This window comes from Ascidiimonas aurantiaca, from assembly GCF_037646345.1.
Taxonomy (GTDB): Bacteria; Bacteroidota; Bacteroidia; order Flavobacteriales; family Flavobacteriaceae; genus Ascidiimonas; species Ascidiimonas aurantiaca.
Genome location: NZ_JBBEWR010000003.1, coordinates 16575 through 34349 on the forward strand (window position 1 = coordinate 16575; position 17775 = coordinate 34349).

At 38.7% G+C, this 17775-nt stretch carries 16 protein-coding genes and 1 CRISPR repeat array; of the genes, 15 read left to right on the forward strand and 1 reads right to left on the reverse strand.

Going from position 1 to position 17775, the window contains the following annotated elements; translation table 11 throughout:
- Positions 1–180: 180 nt before the first annotated feature.
- Genes cas9 through cas2 form a run of 3 tightly spaced genes read left to right on the forward strand, consistent with a single transcriptional unit; the run spans position 181 to position 5572 of the window.
- Positions 181–4326, forward strand: coding sequence for a type II CRISPR RNA-guided endonuclease Cas9 (cas9, locus tag WAO84_RS04800; RefSeq protein ID WP_340064004.1), 4146 nt, complete (start codon positions 181–183; stop codon positions 4324–4326).
- Between the two features lie 2 nt (positions 4327–4328).
- Positions 4329–5222, forward strand: coding sequence for a type II CRISPR-associated endonuclease Cas1 (gene cas1, locus WAO84_RS04805; RefSeq protein WP_340064007.1), 894 nt, complete (start codon positions 4329–4331; stop codon positions 5220–5222).
- A 2-nt stretch (positions 5223–5224) separates the two neighbouring features.
- On the forward strand, positions 5225–5572 hold the full coding sequence (gene cas2 / locus WAO84_RS04810; protein WP_340064009.1) for a CRISPR-associated endonuclease Cas2: 348 nt from the start codon (positions 5225–5227) through the stop codon (positions 5570–5572).
- Positions 5573–5642: 70 nt separating this feature from the next.
- Positions 5643–8193: a CRISPR direct-repeat array (repeat unit 46 nt; unit sequence CCTGTGAGTTTTCCCTAAAGTTAGAGAATTGAAAGCAATTCACAAC).
- Between the two features lie 121 nt (positions 8194–8314).
- On the opposite strand, the gene WAO84_RS04815 is transcribed toward cas2, so the two are convergent.
- The gene (locus WAO84_RS04815; protein ID WP_340064011.1) at positions 8315–8545 is read right to left on the reverse strand and encodes a hypothetical protein; all 231 of its coding nucleotides are present in this window, start codon (positions 8543–8545) and stop codon (positions 8315–8317) included.
- A gap of 279 nt (positions 8546–8824) precedes the next feature.
- Here WAO84_RS04815 and WAO84_RS04820 point away from each other — a divergent pair, with 279 nt between their 5' ends.
- The 12 genes from WAO84_RS04820 to WAO84_RS04875 all read left to right on the forward strand — a co-directional run bounded on the left by WAO84_RS04820 (position 8825) and on the right by WAO84_RS04875 (position 17751).
- Positions 8825–9226, forward strand: a complete 402-nt coding sequence (locus WAO84_RS04820; RefSeq protein WP_340064013.1) for a helix-turn-helix domain-containing protein — start codon at positions 8825–8827, stop codon at positions 9224–9226.
- A gap of 279 nt (positions 9227–9505) precedes the next feature.
- A complete protein-coding gene (locus WAO84_RS04825) occupies positions 9506–9724 on the forward strand; it encodes a hypothetical protein (protein ID WP_340064015.1) in 219 nt (72 codons plus the stop codon).
- Positions 9725–9798: 74 nt separating this feature from the next.
- A complete protein-coding gene (locus WAO84_RS04830) occupies positions 9799–10557 on the forward strand; it encodes a GLPGLI family protein (RefSeq protein ID WP_340064017.1) in 759 nt (252 codons plus the stop codon).
- Between the two features lie 19 nt (positions 10558–10576).
- Positions 10577–10801, forward strand: a complete 225-nt coding sequence (locus tag WAO84_RS04835) for a hypothetical protein (protein WP_340064019.1) — start codon at positions 10577–10579, stop codon at positions 10799–10801.
- Between the two features lie 171 nt (positions 10802–10972).
- Positions 10973–11152: a hypothetical protein gene (locus WAO84_RS04840; RefSeq protein ID WP_340064021.1), complete on the forward strand. Its 180-nt coding sequence runs from the start codon at positions 10973–10975 to the stop codon at positions 11150–11152.
- Between the two features lie 45 nt (positions 11153–11197).
- Positions 11198–11935 (forward strand): GLPGLI family protein, encoded by a 738-nt coding sequence (locus tag WAO84_RS04845; RefSeq protein WP_340064023.1) that lies wholly within the window; start codon positions 11198–11200, stop codon positions 11933–11935.
- 7 nt (positions 11936–11942) lie between these two features.
- Positions 11943–12686: a GLPGLI family protein gene (locus WAO84_RS04850; protein ID WP_340064025.1), complete on the forward strand. Its 744-nt coding sequence runs from the start codon at positions 11943–11945 to the stop codon at positions 12684–12686.
- Between the two features lie 26 nt (positions 12687–12712).
- Positions 12713–12937 (forward strand): hypothetical protein, encoded by a 225-nt coding sequence (locus tag WAO84_RS04855; RefSeq protein WP_340064028.1) that lies wholly within the window; start codon positions 12713–12715, stop codon positions 12935–12937.
- Between the two features lie 62 nt (positions 12938–12999).
- Entirely contained in the window at positions 13000–13749 is a 750-nt protein-coding gene (locus tag WAO84_RS04860; protein WP_340064030.1) for a GLPGLI family protein, read from the forward strand.
- A 36-nt stretch (positions 13750–13785) separates the two neighbouring features.
- Positions 13786–16443, forward strand: coding sequence for a carboxypeptidase regulatory-like domain-containing protein (locus WAO84_RS04865; RefSeq protein ID WP_340064032.1), 2658 nt, complete (start codon positions 13786–13788; stop codon positions 16441–16443).
- Positions 16444–16633: 190 nt separating this feature from the next.
- Positions 16634–16897: a hypothetical protein gene (locus tag WAO84_RS04870; protein WP_340064034.1), complete on the forward strand. Its 264-nt coding sequence runs from the start codon at positions 16634–16636 to the stop codon at positions 16895–16897.
- A 56-nt stretch (positions 16898–16953) separates the two neighbouring features.
- A complete protein-coding gene (locus WAO84_RS04875; protein WP_340064036.1) occupies positions 16954–17751 on the forward strand; it encodes a GLPGLI family protein in 798 nt (265 codons plus the stop codon).
- The last annotated feature ends 24 nt before the right edge of the window (positions 17752–17775 follow it).

Sequence of the window (17775 nt, forward strand, 5' to 3'; positions counted from 1 at the left end):
ATATATTAAAAAAAATGACCCCTTTCGGGGCCACTTCAAATGTTTTCACAACGGAATAATCCTTATTGTGAATTGCTTTCATTACAAATATATAGATTATTTCTTGTATTGATATTACGCTTTTCCGTAATTAAATAAATGTTTTTTGTATTAGTTTAGTGATTAAATACTTTCTTTTTTATGAAAAAAATACTAGGATTAGACCTTGGCACAACTTCTATTGGCTGGGCATTTGTGCACGAGGCTCAGGCTAAGCATGAACAATCTCAAATCATAAAGACCGGGGTACGGGTGATTCCGCTTACTACCGATGAGAAAGAAGATTTCTCAAGAGGAAAAAGCATCACCACCAATGCAGACCGCACCTTAAAAAGGGCCATGCGGCGTAACCTGTATCGCTATCAAATGCGTAGGGACGCCGTTATTGCTGTTTTTAAAAAAATGGGTTTTATAGACGCTACCACCACTCTTTCGGAAAAAAAAGGAGCTTTGCACGAAACCTATCAATTACGGGCGAAAGCGGTAACTGAAAAAATTGGGAAAGCCGAACTGGTAAGGGTCGTGTTGATGCTTAATAAAAAAAGAGGGTATAAAAGCAGTAGAAAAAGTAAAAGCAATGAAGAAGATGGACAATTAATAGACGGTATGGCCATTGCCCGGCTATTGCATGAGAAAAATCAAACCCCGGGAACCTATAGCTACTATTTATTAAAAAATGGAAAAAAAGTACTTCCCGATTATTATCCCTCAGACCTTTTGCAGGAACTAGAGGCCATATGGAACTTTCAAAGATCATTTTATCCTGATATTCTTACCAAAAACCATCTGGAAGCACTTCGCAATAAAAATCTTTCTGAAACCATACAGTATCTGGAAAAAGAAATGGGCCTGGAGCGGGCAGAAAATAAAGGAAAAGATCGGAAAATTACGCTTTACCAATGGCGGGACAAGGCTGTAAAAGAAAAAATGGGCCTTTCTGAAATTGCGTATATCATAGCAGAGATCAATAACCAGATCAATAATTCAAGTAAATATCTGGGGGCTATTGGCGACCGAAGTAAAGAGTTGTATTTTAACAATCAAACCGTTGGCCAGTATCTTTATGAAATACTGAAGCAAAACCCTCATAATTCATTAAAAAACCGGGTGTTTTATCGCCAGGATTATATAGATGAATTTAATGCGATCTGGAAACAACAATCTTTATATTATCCTCAACTTACTGATGAACTTAAGAAAGAATTACGAGATATCACCATTTTTTACCAGCGCCCTCTTAAGTCTCAGAAAGGCCTTATCTCTATATGCGAATTTGAAGGTGCAGAGCGTACTGTACAGGTAAACGGTAAAGCGAAAAAAAAGAGTATAGGGCCCCGGGTAGCCCCCAGATCGTCCCCTCTTTTTCAACAAACCAAAATATGGCAAACCATTCACGACCTAAAAGTATCCCGAAAAGACGAGCCTGATAAAAAATACGATCTGGAACCCGAAACCCTGCATATGCTTTTTGATGAACTCAATGTAGTGCATGAATGGAAACCCTCCGAGTTCTTAAAATGGTTGTTTAAAGGCACTAAAGAAAAACCGGGGAACTGGAACCTTAATTTTAAGAGCCTGCAAGGCAATAGCACAAATGCCACTTTGTTTAAGGTATATAAAGATATTCTGGAATCTGAAGGGTACAATGGTATTGATTTTACACAGCCGGTTTCAGTATATGTAAAAGAAATGGGTACCTGCTTTAAAACTATGGGTATTGACCCTCGCGTTTTGGAACTGGATACTACCCTGCAGGGAGACCTGTTCATACAACAACCTGCCTACCACCTATGGCACTTACTCTATTCCTATCAGGACGACCGTTCCCTTACGGGTACCGAAGCACTGGTACACAGACTTGAAGAACATTTTGGTTTTCCGCAACCATACGCCAAACAACTGGCTGCCATTACATTTATACAGGATTATGGAAGTTTAAGCACCCGGGCGCTGCGTAAAATATATCCGTTCCTGGAGGCAGGTAACCCTTTTAGTGATGCCTGTGCACTGGCAGGTTATCATCTTTCTAATACCTTCACAACAGAAGAAAATAAAAACAGGCAGCTTCTGGATACCCTGCCGTTGGTTACCAAAAATGCGCTGCGCAATCCGGTAGTTGAAAAGATCTTAAACCAGATGATCCATGTGGTTAATACCGTAATTAAAGACCCTGCACTGGGCAAACCGGATGAAGTACGTATAGAAATGGCACGGGAACTCAAAAAAACCGCCAAACAGCGAAATGAACTCACCAAAAGCATTAACAAAGCCACCCGTGAGCACGAAGCCTATCGCAAGCTACTACAAAATGACTTTGGCCTTACCTATGTGAGCCGTAACGACCTTATTAAATACAAGCTCTATCTGGAATTAAAACCTCTGGGTTTCAAAACCCTGTACTCGGGAACGTATATTAAACCGGAAGAATTGTTCACTTCTAAATTTGACGTAGAGCATATTATTCCCAGAGCCTTGTTATTTGACGATTCTTTTTCAAATAAAACACTGGAACTAAGAAATATCAATATTGAAAAAGGAAATGAGACTGCATATGATTATTGTGAGCGAAAAGGCTGGCTACCGGCATTTGAAAGCCGTGTAAATACACTTTTTGCCGCGAAAGCCATTGGCTATGCCAAAAGGGAAAAGCTGCGTATGCAAAAAGAGAATTTGCCAGAAGATTTTCTGAACCGTGACCTCGGGAACACTGCCTATATTGCCCGTAAAGCAATAGCACTGCTTAAAACAGCTATACGCGACGTACACCCTACTTCCGGAAAAATAACCGATGCACTACGTTCAGACTGGGAGCTCATTGATGTGTTAAAAGAGTTGCAATGGGAAAAATATGAAGCACAGGGGCTTACCTACTACGAATATAACCGTGAAGGGAAAAAGCTTCCCAGGATAGAAGGCTGGTCTAAACGAGATGACCATCGGCATCACGCTATGGATGCCATTACGGTAGCTTTTACGAATAGGGCCATAGTTCAGTATCTTAATAATCTAAACGCGTCTGGAAAGCAGGAAAGTGAATTGTATGGCATACGAAGCAAGTACACCTTTAAAGACCCCGGAGGACAAAGAAGGTTTGTAAAACCTTTTGAAAACATACGGGAAGAGGCCAAAAAGCACCTAGCATCCATACTAGTTTCATACAAAGCCAAAAACAAGGTAGTTACACGCAATCGCAACAAGACAAAAGCAAAAGGAAAAAACAATTTTAAGTATAAAACCGAGTTAACACCCCGGGGGCAGTTACACAATGAAACCATCTATGCCCGAAAAAAGTTTTATATAGTAAAAGAAGAAAAAGTAAATGCTTCGTTCACTCAGGAGAAAATTACGCAGGTAACCAAACCCGCCTTTCGCAAGGCACTTGAGGAACGTCTTAAGGTTTGTGAAAACGATCCTAAAAAAGCATTTACCGGGAAAAACAGCCTTAAAAAAAATCCCGTTGTGATCGATGCCGAAAATTGTGTACCGGAAATGGTTAAACTAAAAATTCCGGATTACCAATATACCATTCGCAAAGAAATAAAACCAGAGAATTTTACAACGCTTAAATCCGTTGAAAAAATAACCGATGAAAGCATTAAACAAAAGTTACTGGCACGAATTAAACAACAGGGGGATCTGCAAAATGCACTTTCCAATCTGGAAGACCATCCTGTCTGGCAAAACAAAGATCAGGGTATTAAAGTAAAAAGTGTAACCATTACCGGAGTAAGCAATGCGGTGCCTTTACATATTGCCCATGACCATCATGGCAGGCCGCTAAAAAACGATCAAAACGGTTTTGTTCAAAGCAGTTATGTGAGTACGGGTAACAACCACCATCTGGCAGTGTATGCAGATGAGAACGGAAACCTTGATGACGCCATTGTATCCTTTTTTGAAGCTGTACAACGGGCCAAACTAGGGCAGCCGGTGGTTAGGGAAACCAATGAAAAAGGCTGGTCCCTGATATTTACCTTAAAGCAAAATGAAATGTTTGTCTTCCCTTCGGAAACGTTCCGTCCTAAAGAGATTGATCTTAAAAACCCTGCAAATAAGGCATTAATAAGCAAACACCTGTTTCGGGTACAAAAGTTTTCAAAACTGCAATACGGCAATTCGTTTGCAAGGGAATATGTATTCAGGCACCATCTGGAAACCCGCTTAAACGACCATAAAGCACTTAAGAATACCACGTATTATAATATAAAAAGCCTTCAACATCTGGCAGGTATTGTTAAAGTGCGTTTGAATCATTTAGGAAATATTGTACATATTGGAGAATACTAAAAATGGTTAAGAGAACACTTCTTTTCAGCAATCCGGTTTATCTGAGCACCCGCAATGAGCAACTGGTTGCCAGTTTTCCTGAGGAAGATACTCAGGACGTTACCATTCCTATAGAAGACCTCGGGTACGTAGTACTGGAAAACCCTCAAATCACCATTACGAGCGGGCTTTTAATAAAACTGACTCAAAACAAAACAGCCGTTATTACCTGCGATCGCCAACATCTCCCTTCCGGTTTTCTGCAACCCCTTACCGGGCATAGCGAGCAAACAGAGCGTATGCGGTACCAGCTTAATGCAAGTGTACCCTTAAAAAAGAATTTGTGGCAGCAAACCGTGCAGGCAAAAATTGCCAATCAGGCAACACATTTACAGGTACGTGGCAAAAACGCCCTTAAATTAAAACGCTGGGCAACCGAAGTAAAAAGCGGAGATACCGAAAATCATGAGGCCATTGCTGCCGCTTACTATTTTCAAAATCTCTTTAATATTGACGGTTTTAGCCGTAACCAAAAAGGGGTGCCACCCAACAATTTACTTAATTACGGCTATGCGGTTTTAAGAGCCGTTACCGCCCGGGCACTGGTGAGCAGCGGACTCTTACCTTCGGTAGGCATTTATCATAGTAATAAATACAATGCATTTTGCCTGGCAGACGATATAATGGAACCCTATCGTATATATGTAGATCAGCTCATAGCTGACCTGGTATTTCAGGGAGACAATTATGAAGAGCTCAACAAAGAAAACAAAACGCTTTTGCTGCGCATACCTGCTATGGATGTAGTGATAGAAGAAAAGAAAAGCCCGCTTATGGTTGCAATGAGCCGTACGACCAGCAGCCTCTTTGAATGTTTTAAAGGAAATTCACGAAAAATAAGCTATCCCGTTTTTTAACCATGAACACTCAGCATTATGAACGTATTAACCAATACAGGAGTATGTGGGTATTAGTGTTTTTTGATCTGCCTAACGAGACAAGAAAAGAACGAAAAACAGCTTCCCATTTTCGTAAAAGACTTTTGGACGATGGTTTTTCCATGTTCCAGTTTAGCATATACATACGTTTTTGCCCTAGCCGCGAAAATGCTTCAGTACATATAAAACGTACCAAAGTCATACTTCCTCCAAAAGGAAACGTATGTATTATGCAAATTACCGATAAGCAATTTGGGATGATCGAGTTGTTTCACGGACAGAAGCCTGAAGAACCGGAAAAACCATCCCAGCAACTAGAACTGTTTTAAAAAACACCTCTTTTTTCTTTTTCTAAAAAATACCCTAACAAAAAGGATACCAGCATTTTACAGCCGGTATCCTGTGAGTTTTCCCTAAAGTTAGAGAATTGAAAGCAATTCACAACGAAAAACGTACCGCAGAACTTTTTGAACAGCCTGTGAGTTTTCCCTAAAGTTAGAGAATTGAAAGCAATTCACAACTAAGGAGGCAAATCTTCCGCCTCTATCTGGCCTGTGAGTTTTCCCTAAAGTTAGAGAATTGAAAGCAATTCACAACACGATCTCATTGATAGTATTGGCTTTGATACCTGTGAGTTTTCCCTAAAGTTAGAGAATTGAAAGCAATTCACAACTCTGCGAACGGTCAGTCTTTACATTCTGAACCTGTGAGTTTTCCCTAAAGTTAGAGAATTGAAAGCAATTCACAACCGATTCAACGTTGTTACCAACTCTTACGAGCCTGTGAGTTTTCCCTAAAGTTAGAGAATTGAAAGCAATTCACAACAAGTTCTTGAAGTTGATTTCAACCAATTATCCTGTGAGTTTTCCCTAAAGTTAGAGAATTGAAAGCAATTCACAACTCATCGCTCATTTAGGTCTTGAAGAAGAGCCTGTGAGTTTTCCCTAAAGTTAGAGAATTGAAAGCAATTCACAACTGTTCATGCCAGCTGGCGAAAATCAAGAACCCTGTGAGTTTTCCCTAAAGTTAGAGAATTGAAAGCAATTCACAACTAGCATGGAACAAGATAGGATGGTTTCGCGCCTGTGAGTTTTCCCTAAAGTTAGAGAATTGAAAGCAATTCACAACTGGTATCCCATCGATTCATCTGTTTTTCCTCCTGTGAGTTTTCCCTAAAGTTAGAGAATTGAAAGCAATTCACAACTGGAATAACCCTGAAAAATATTTTGAATACCTGTGAGTTTTCCCTAAAGTTAGAGAATTGAAAGCAATTCACAACGGTAGTCGCGCCCAATACTCAAACGACTGGCCTGTGAGTTTTCCCTAAAGTTAGAGAATTGAAAGCAATTCACAACTAAAAGGGTTTGCTAATGTCATAAAAGATTCCTGTGAGTTTTCCCTAAAGTTAGAGAATTGAAAGCAATTCACAACGTAGATCTTCTCCAGAAATCCATCAGCAACCCTGTGAGTTTTCCCTAAAGTTAGAGAATTGAAAGCAATTCACAACTGATTCAGTAATTAAATGTTTAGATGATTTCCTGTGAGTTTTCCCTAAAGTTAGAGAATTGAAAGCAATTCACAACATGCAAAAAGAACCAACACTAACAGTATTACCTGTGAGTTTTCCCTAAAGTTAGAGAATTGAAAGCAATTCACAACACAGAAGAAGCCTTAATGCGATTGATCGGCCTGTGAGTTTTCCCTAAAGTTAGAGAATTGAAAGCAATTCACAACCTAAGATACCAATACAGTTTCAAACAAAAACCTGTGAGTTTTCCCTAAAGTTAGAGAATTGAAAGCAATTCACAACAAAGTAATAATGGAGGGAGAAGCTTTGCCACCTGTGAGTTTTCCCTAAAGTTAGAGAATTGAAAGCAATTCACAACACCCAGACAGCAAAAGAAGGGGTTGCTCCGCCTGTGAGTTTTCCCTAAAGTTAGAGAATTGAAAGCAATTCACAACTGTTCCGTGCCGGTGTTCCCTTCATTGATCCCTGTGAGTTTTCCCTAAAGTTAGAGAATTGAAAGCAATTCACAACAAGAAATTAGAATAGTAACATTCTAAAAATCCTGTGAGTTTTCCCTAAAGTTAGAGAATTGAAAGCAATTCACAACATGTTCTGGCCCCGGCTCACCATTAAAACCCCTGTGAGTTTTCCCTAAAGTTAGAGAATTGAAAGCAATTCACAACTACGGCTATTTTAAGAGTGTCCGTTGTTATCCTGTGAGTTTTCCCTAAAGTTAGAGAATTGAAAGCAATTCACAACCAAATGAAAACACATGAAGCAATGGTTCTCCCTGTGAGTTTTCCCTAAAGTTAGAGATTTGAAAGCAATTCACAACTAGATGTCGCCGTAGTATTGAGGGGCTTTCCCTGTGAGTTTTCCCTAAAGTTAGAGATTTGAAAGCAATTCACAACATGAGGCCATTGCTCTTGTTGAATTAGTATCCTGTGAGTTTTCCCTAAAGTTAGAGATTTGAAAGCAATTCACAACGCTCCATATCGGTCTAACATCATCTGGTTTCCTGTGAGTTTTCCCTAAAGTTAGAGATTTGAAAGCAATTCACAACTCAATGGTGTTTACTATGAAACAGACTTAACCTGTGAGTTTTCCCTAAAGTTAGAGATTTGAAAGCAATTCACAACATCTAAGTAGAAGTACATTTTTTATCTTTACCTGTGAGTTTTCCCTAAAGTTAGAGATTTGAAAGCAATTCACAACTTTCCCGTGATGTATTATAACTGGAGCATTCCTGTGAGTTTTCCCTAAAGTTAGAGATTTGAAAGCAATTCACAACAATCAAGTTATTCAAATTATGGTTGATGAACCTGTGAGTTTTCCCTAAAGTTAGAGATTTGAAAGCAATTCACAACCAAGCTCTTCGTATTCTTTTACGACGGTGGCCTGTGAGTTTTCCCTAAAGTTAGAGATTTGAAAGCAATTCACAACCGAATAAGAACAATATAAGAAACGCGGTTTCCAGTCGGGGTTTTCTGTATCCGTAGCCTGCTTCCAGAACCATCCAACAAACAAATAGGATTAAATCATACCCGGTATAGCCATATTGCACCTACCCATACCTAAAACGGCAGGCTTGTTCTTTTAAAAAACGTAAATGGTTTTCAATATGATTATATCTCTCTTTAGTAACCTCGGCTTTGAGTTCTTCCAGAAGTTCATCCATAAGTATAATCTGGTACTTTTCCTCATTGGTATAAGCCTCTATTTTCTTTGAAAATTTATTATGATACACCTCTTTGGCTACCTGGTATAAACAGGATATCTTCTCAGTGGTATTCATTTTTTTCTTTTTTAGCTATGCCCATAAACCCGGTTTTATTTTAATTAATGAGTGTACTCGTCGTATGAAAACAAAATCTCCTGAATAAATGCATCCGGCTTCTTAATATCTTTATCGAAAAATTTTCTTTATTCCTTATAAACCGACTGAGCCTCTCTTTGGTTTAGGTCACGTAACCTTTAAATATGTATTTTTACTATAAAACGCAATACAAATATACGCTTTTAGTTCTTTTTTTTAAATAATATAGTAAAAAGTGAATAAAAAGTGAATAAAAATATGGAATCAGAAGAGTTTAGACGTATCCGAAAAAATGCCGGCCTGAACCAGGAAGCTCTGGCAGCCCTTATTAAAAAAAGCAAACGCACCGTTCAAAGTTATGAAGCGGGCACTTTTAATATTCCGGCCAATGTGGTTAGGAAAATGAGGGAGCTGGAGGCTGAAACGGAAAGCCTATATGTCAAAAAGAAAAAAGTATCCAATTCCATATACATGGATGTCTCGAAATTGAAGCGGATTTCGTTACGTGATGCCGTGGATTTCTGCATTGCTTATAAGGAAGTATTTTTGGAAGAACCGGAAATAAAATCACTTTTAGAAAAAGAAAGGAATGCCGGCAAGATAGAGATCATGGAAAAACATATTGTCTTAAAGAGCCAAAATGATAATAAAACTACCTGATCTTACGAGTAGTTAATATTTTATTAATTTCTTCTTCTTTAAAAAAACATCCTTGAAAAAAAAGACATCAAAACTTCACTCACGGTGCTCTTTACGTTTTTCTTTAAGGATAGAGATCTAAAAACAATACATAAAAAAATATCCCTGTTATAATTTTCCAAAACCAGGAAGCGTAAAAAGTTTGTGGTTTTAACGTATGTATTAATCAAAAAGCAGCCTCTAACTTTAGTGTCAGCTCATATAAACTGTGTAGTAATTAACTTTTAAAATTATTAAACAATGAAAAAGACACTTGTTTTATTAACAACCGTATTGATAACAACGGTTACCACTTTTGCCTCGGTTTCCGGGCCCAAGATCGAAGAGAACCCGATTCTATGTGAAGATTATGCATTTAATGCGGCAGATTTCTGGTTTATTATAACAAGAAACGGTTTTGTCTCAGGGGCCGCGTTTGAACACGCATATGAAGAATGTATGGCAATGTTCCAATCATAAGCCCTGTTGTATCCATTAAAAAACGCGGGAGGAAGCTTTCCTGTTTGTTTTTATAAAACCAATCTATTAATTCAATGATAAAAAAACTGATAATCATAACCCTGGGCATTCTTATGAGTTTTGGCCGTATAGGCTGGGCACAGAATACTATCACCCACGGAAAAGTAACCTATAGTGTTAGTATGGAACATCTCTATGCAAATGCTTCGGAAAAATTGAGAAAGTTTCCCCAAACAGAACAATACTTTAAAGATATTGCCTCACTAGCAGAAAATTTGAAACTGGAACTTACATTTTCCGGAAACCAGTCAAGTTTTCAATTAACCAGGGTATTGAACGTTGGAGAACATAATACAAAAATGAACTTTGTTCAGATGGTAGTCTCAAACGGAACTTACTACACTGATCTGGATAAAAAAACACAAATTTTGCAAACCCAACAAGGTAGAGAGGTATATAATGTGCGTTCTGAAATCAAAAAAATCAAATGGCAGCTTACCAGCGAGAAAAAAAAGATCGGGGATTTTACCTGTTACAAAGCTGTTAGCATGAAAACATTGGGCGATAATACTTTACGGGAAGTTGTCGCCTGGTATGCCCCCAGTATTCCCCTGGCCTTTGGGCCCAAAGAATATGTTGGCAGCCTGCCCGGGCTGATCATGGAAGTACAGGATCCGGTGGCTTTTTTTAGGTGTACTTCCATTACACTTAACCCCAAAGAAAAGATCACTATTCCCTTTCCGGACGAAGCCACTATTACCACCATAACCGAAGAGGAATACCGGCAAAAAGGAAATACTGCCTACCAAATGCTTAAGAAAAATAAACCCTAGACCTGTTGTGAAAAAACTAATGACCTTAGTATTACTATGTACCTTTTATTTAGGTATGGCGCAAAATGCTTTTACCCAAGGAAAGGTAACCTATCATGTAAGTTTAGAACCTTTATTGGCATTGGAAAAAAAGAGAGCCAATAACCCTATGGCAAATCGCTATTTTCAAAACTTATCCAGTATAGCAGAAAATATAAAACTAGAGCTTATGTTTTCCGATAACCTTTCTTTTTTTAAGCGATAAAAAATATAAATTTTCCAAAACCAGGAAGCGTAAAAAGTTTGTGGTTTTCCCATAGCAACCAATTTAAAAGACTACGATATTTTTGAACAAGTACGTACTAAAAATATAAGTATTAACCTTTAAAATTATTTAATCATGAAGAAGACATTTCTTTTGTTAGTAACCTTGCTAATGACGACTACACCTACTTTTTCATATAGTTCTCAAAAGACACTTAACAATGATTCGTTTTGTGAAAATCGAGCTTTTGACATGGCAGATGATTGGTTTGATCGTACAGGTGATGGTTTCGTTGCCGGAAAAGTGTTTGAAATAGCATATAATAGTTGCATGAGTTTAATGGGTATTTAAAGTAAACAGGAGAGGACGCTCTCCTATTTTACAAAACTATATCTTATGAAAAAAATCATAATTGCACTTCTGTTGTTTTGTGCTTCTTATAAAGGTATCTCGCAAAACCAGATAACTCACGGAAAAGTAACATACAGTGTGAGCTTAGATCGCACTTATAATGAATTGTATGAAAAAATTAAAGATGACCCTTTCAAGTTAAACCATTTTAAAGAAGTGGCAAACTTGGCCAGAAACTTTCAATTGGAGTTAAATTTTTCAGATAAGATTTCAAGTTTCCACATACAAAAAGGATTGCATATAGAATCAAAAAACGAAATGTTAGGTTTGGTAGAAATGCTCATTTCCAAAGGTACTTATTTCACTGATCTAGACCGTAAAATACAAATTTTACAGACTAGACAGGGAAACCATGTCTACAATGTAAAAGCAAACATTAAAAAAGTCAAGTGGCACCTTACTAGGGAGAAAAAAAAGATCGGGGATTTCATTTGTTATAAGGCCACGTACCAAAAAAAAATATTGGATAATTTTTTTCTGGTCACCGCATGGTACACCCCTAGTATGCCCCTGGCCTTTGGCCCCAAAGAATATGCAGGCAGTTTGCCGGGATTGATCATGGAACTTGACGATCCCGTAACGCACTTCATATGTACTTCTATAGAACTTAACCCCAAAGAAAAGATTACCATCCCTTTTCCGGACGAAGCTACCATAACTGAGGATGAATATCAGCAACAGGGAAGTACTGCCTATCAAAAGCTTAAGAAAAATAAACCCTAGGCCTGTTGTGAAAAAACTAGTGACCTTAGTATTACTATGTACTTTTTATATAGGTATGGCGCAAAATGCTGTTACCCACGGAAAAGTAACTTATCATGTAGATTTGGAGCCGTTTTATAAAGCTGGAACAGAAAAAATCAAAAATCCAATAGCAGAAAAGATATTTAAGGATCTGTCAATTGCGGCGGAAAGAATGGAACTGGAACTTACATTTTCCGATAATCTGTCCCGTTTTCGTATAAAAAAAGGCTTACGCGTAGGTAAAGAAGAAAGATCAAATTTTATGCTTGCAAAAACACTGGTTTGTAAAGGTACCTATTATACCGATTTAGATAAAAAAATACAGATACTACAAACCCGGCAGGGAGGAGAGGTATATAGTATAAAATCCAGTACTGAAAGCATTCAGTGGCAACTTACCGACGAGAAAAAAAAGATCGGGGATTTTATTTGTTATAAGGCCACCTATCAAAAAAAAGTGTTGGATAATTCTTTTCTGGTCACTGCCTGGTACGCTCCTAATATTCCTTTAGCCTTTGGCCCCGGGGAATATGCAGGAGGCTTACCGGGATTGATTATGGAAGTATACGATCATATAACCCATTATCGATGTACTTCTATAGAACTTAACCCCAAAGAAAAGATTACCATTCCCTTTCCGGACGAAGCTACTATTAGCACTATAACCGAAGAGGAATACCGGCAAAAAGGAAATGCCGCCTACCAAATGCTTAAGAAAAATAAACCCTAAAATAATAACTTTAAAATTATTAATGAATGAAAAAGACACTTGTTTTAGCCACGGCCATACTAATAACAGCAACCCCTGTTTTTGCAAACGGCCCGGAAATTAAAAAAGACATAATTGAAGGAGATCCTGAAACTTGCGAAACTTTTGCCTGGGCCGCATCACATTTGGCGTATGCAATGACCCATGATGGTTTTGCAGCGGGAGCTACATGGTATTCTGTTTATAATAACTGTATGGCCGGTAGTGCATAACACCAAACATTAAAAGCACCAACAGGAGGGGACGCTTTCCTGTTTAGTTAAAAACCTTGATTATGAAAAAATATTTAATTGTTTTCATACTGCTCCTCGGAAGTATTTTTTTTGGTACAGCGCAAAACCCTGTTACAAATGGAAAAGTAACTTATAGTGTGGATCTGCAGCCTTTTTTGGCCTATGTACGGAGTGCTCCGGAAACAGCAAAATACCCGCAGATGGTAACATTTTTTGGTGATATGCCGGGTTTGGCAGAAAGAATGGAACTGGAGCTTACGTTTTCGGGAAAACAATCCCGTTTTCGCATTAAAAAAGGCTTACGTGTAGGGAGAGAAGACATTAATATGGCTATTGTAGTAAAACGTTTTGTTTCCAAGGGTATTTATTATACAGATCTGGATAAAAAGATACAGATCTTGCGAACCCGGCACGGAGGTACGGTGTATAATGTAAAATCGAACATAGGAAATATCAACTGGAAACTGACCCGGGAGAAAAAAAAGATCGGAGACTTTGTTTGCTATAAAGCTACCCACCAAAAAAAGGTGCTGGACAAATATTATGAAGTAACGGCATGGTATGCCCCGGGTATCCCGCTGGCTTTTGGCCCCGGGGAATACGCCGGCAGCCTGCCCGGCCTCATCCTCGAGCTATACGACCATGTAAAACATTTTAGATGTACCTCTATTACCCTTAACCCTGAGAAAAAGATCACGGTTTCCTTTCCCAACGAAGCTGCCATTACCACCATAACCGAAGAAGAATACCAGCAAATAGGGGATGGTATATATCAAAGTTTCAAACAATAAAAACCTTACTAATTTGCTCCCATTACAAAAAGTGGTTTGAAAATATATCTCTTAGTATTATGTGCATTAGCCTGTTCCCTGGTTCACGGCCAGGAAATTACCTTAAGCGGTACGGTAAAGGACAGCCTGAATACCCCTCTTGCCAATGCCAATATTCTGGCTTTCCCAACTACCGATACAGATAAGGTGCGCTTTGCCATTTCTGACCAAAAAGGGCGCTATACCTTAAAGCTGGCCAAAGCGGTTAGCTATACGCTGGAAGTAAGCTATATTGGTTTTACGAGTTACACGGCCACCCTAACGGCCGAAAAAGATCTGGTAAAAGATATCATCCTGCAACCGGCTGCCACTGCGCTGGACGAAGTAGTGCTTACCTACAAAATTCCCGTTACCATTAAAAAGGATACCATTATTTACAATCCGGAAGCTTTTGTGACCGGAAAAGAGCGAAAACTGCGCGAAATGCTTAAAAAACTGCCCGGCGTGGAAGTGGACCGGGAAGGAAACGTGCTGGTAAAGGGAAAAGAAGTAAATACACTTCTGGTGGACGACCGCACTTTTTTTACAGGTGACACTAAACTGGGCGTTAACAACATTCCTGCCGATGTGGTAGATAAAATAGAAGTATATGAAAATTACAGCGCGATCCCGTTTTTAAAAGGCCTGGAAGATTCTGATAAAACGGCTCTAAACGTAAAGCTAAAAAAAGATAAAAAGCGGTTTACCTTTGGCGATATTGAAGCAGGTGCAGGTATTGAAGACCGGTATGCGGTGCATCCCAATATATTTTATTACGCCCCCAAAACCAATATCAATTTTATTGGCGACCTGAACAATACCGGTGAAAAATCGTTTACGTTGCGCGACTTTTTTAATTTTGAAGGCGGGTTCCAACGGTTGTTTGGCAAGACTGCCAATACACTGGGTCCCGACCTTACCCGTTTTCTGCTCAACGAGGATTTTACAGCGTTGAGGAACCAGTTTGGCGCGCTAAACATTCGCCAGGACCTCTCCCCAAAAACCACCATAAATGCGTACGCCATTCTTAATGACTCCCGCATAGATGAGAGGACGGTTAACGAGAACCAGTTTATCAATACCGATCAAATTACGACTGAAAACCGGGAGGCCACCAACAACAGTAATACCTTTTTTGCACTGGGAAAAATGGCACTTACCTATCAGCCCGGGTTTAATGAAGATCTCTCGGTTACCACTTTTATCAAAGCTTCCAAAGGCGACCAGAATGGTGATACCCGCACCACTACCGGCGACAGCACCACTCGTTTTAATACCCGGCGGTTCCTGGATGTGTTTGATCTTACCCAAAATGTGGGGTACAACAAAAAGTTTTCCAGAGCTCAAACCCTAAAAGCAGAGGCCACTTTTACCCTGCAAAAAAACCGGCCGGATAACCGGTTTACAGGCGATATTCCTTTTTTAGAGGCTTCGCTGCCCCTGGAACCAGACCCGGTTACCGATGTTTTTCAGGAAAGCCGTACCGATCGCCTGTTTTTTGATGTTTTTTTTAAAAATTACTGGGTGCTTAACAATACCAACCACATATATACCTCTATAGGTACACAGCTTACTCTGGAAGACTATTTTACCCGCGATGGCCAACGCCTCTCTGATAACGGTGTAAACGAGTTTGAAGAGGGTTTTGGTAATAATGTGGATTACCGCCTGCACGATACATTTCTTGGGGTTGAATACAAAATGTTACTGGGGGTCTTTACCCTAAAAACCGGATTGTTTTTTCACCATTACCAGTGGCAAAACAGGCAATTAGGCCAGGAAGTGGTGCAGCGCACCAACCTGCTGCTCCCCGAAGCCGGTATAGAGGTTGAACTCAGTAATATTGAACAACTCACTTTTAACTATAAACGGGATGCCCGGTTTCCGCAGGGTTCGCAACTGGCACAAAACTTCACCCTATTAGATTTTAATCAGCTTTTTAGAGGGGATGCCGCATTGCAGCATGACCGTTCACACCTGTTTACCCTTAACTATTCAAAATTCAATTTATTGAAAGGCACTTCTTTTAAAGCTTTTACCAATTATACCCTTAAAACACAAAACATAAAGAACGCCTCTTTGCTGGAGGGCATTAATCAGGTAAATACCGTACAAATCCTGGGGCTACAGGAAAAGATGCTTTCCACCAATATCCATATGAGTAAGACCTTTAGCAAAATAAAATATGGTATAAAGGCCCGGGCCAGTTATAACGATTTCTTTCAGATCGTAAACAATGTAGTCTCCAAGAATATTTCCAAAAGGCTCTCGGCCGAAGCAACTATTGCTACCCGGTTCAAAAAGTTCCCCAATGTAGAAGCTGGGTACCGCTATGAACCTTCCCGGTTCCAGTCAGAAAGAGGAGTTAACAATTTTATTACCCAGGTATATAGTTTTGATATGGAGTACACTTTTCTGAGAGATTTTACCTTAAAGGGAGACTATGAACGCACCAATTTTAGCAATACCTCAGGTACGAGATCCATATACGATCTGGCAAATGTTTCTCTTTTTTATCAAAAAGAAGACAGCCCCTGGGGCTTTGAGCTAAGCTGCACCAATATACTGAACACCACATTCAGGAGACAGAGTTCATTTTCAAATATTCTGATCTCAGACCAACGTATATTTATTCTACCCAGGATTATTATGGCAAAGGTGAGTTTTAAGTTATAAAGGCTTTTTTTGCCGCAGCCGCGAAAATGCTTCAGTACCCATAAAACGTACCAAAACCATACTTCCTCCAAAAAGAAACGTATGTATCGTGCAAATTACCGATAAACAATTTGGTATGATCAAGTTGTTTCACGCATAGAAACCTAAAGAACCGGAAAAACCATCCCCGGAAAAAGTTTTATTTATTTTAATGTGTGCTTTAACTAGCACGGTTTTTGCTAATAGTGAAATAAGCAGCGTAACAGGCCAAGAGAATATTGTTTATGAAAAAACAACATTCTATTCTTTGGAAGAGGTTATAAAGGAGCTTGAATTCAGTCCCTGTACACAAGGTATTGTATCAGCAATCATCGTAATTGATTGTGGCGATGGCACTGGCACTACCTATAATGGTAATTTTTGTGCAGAACATACAGAAGCGATGGTTGAACATCTGGTATCTTTTTGTAATTAATTAATAATTTAACAATAAAATTCTATGTTAGAACAGTTTCTTTTTAATAAACAAACATGAAAAAAAAACTATCTTTTTATATCTGTATTAGTTTTATTTTAGTAGGGCATACTCAAGAAAACAATCAGGGTATTGTTTACTATGGGCATAAAGAAAGTTTTGGAATGGGTGCTCCCATAGGTTTAGACTACAATGCTTATTTGGTTTTCAATTCAAACACATCTACATACGTTTCTCAAAAAGATTCTCTAGAAGGAGGTCCTGTTAAAGAATTCGTGAGAATTAAAACTGAAGATAAGCGTCTTTTTGTTCATACAAAAATTACGAATACACATGGCTTTATACACCATGTTGACCGAAAGAAAGGACTTTTTATAAGCAGGGATATCGGGTTTCGGTATGTAAAACAGTCTATCCCAAAAATTAAATGGAATATTGGTAAAGAAACGAAAGTAATAGGTAATTTAAAGTGCTATAAAGCAACCACAGGCTTTAGAGGTAGGGAGTATACAGCTTGGTTTACTCTTGAAATACCTTTGCCATTCGGGCCATGGAAGCTGCAGGGTTTACCAGGATTGATACTTGAAGCGTACGACACAAATAAAGAAGTTTATTTCTATTTCAAATCTATCAAATATCCTACTACCAAAAATATCCCTATCATTAAACCTAATCCTGTTGCCGAAAACAAACATTGGATAACATTTGAAGAATATAGAACGCAGTTGTATGACACGCATAGAAAAAGGATTGAAAACGGAAGGTTAATGATCGAGCAGGCCGGAATAGATTCTGAAGAAAATAAAGCTTCTATGAAAATATCATACATTGAAGTTTTTGACAATCTACAATAAAAAAATCTACCCGGCCAATAAACG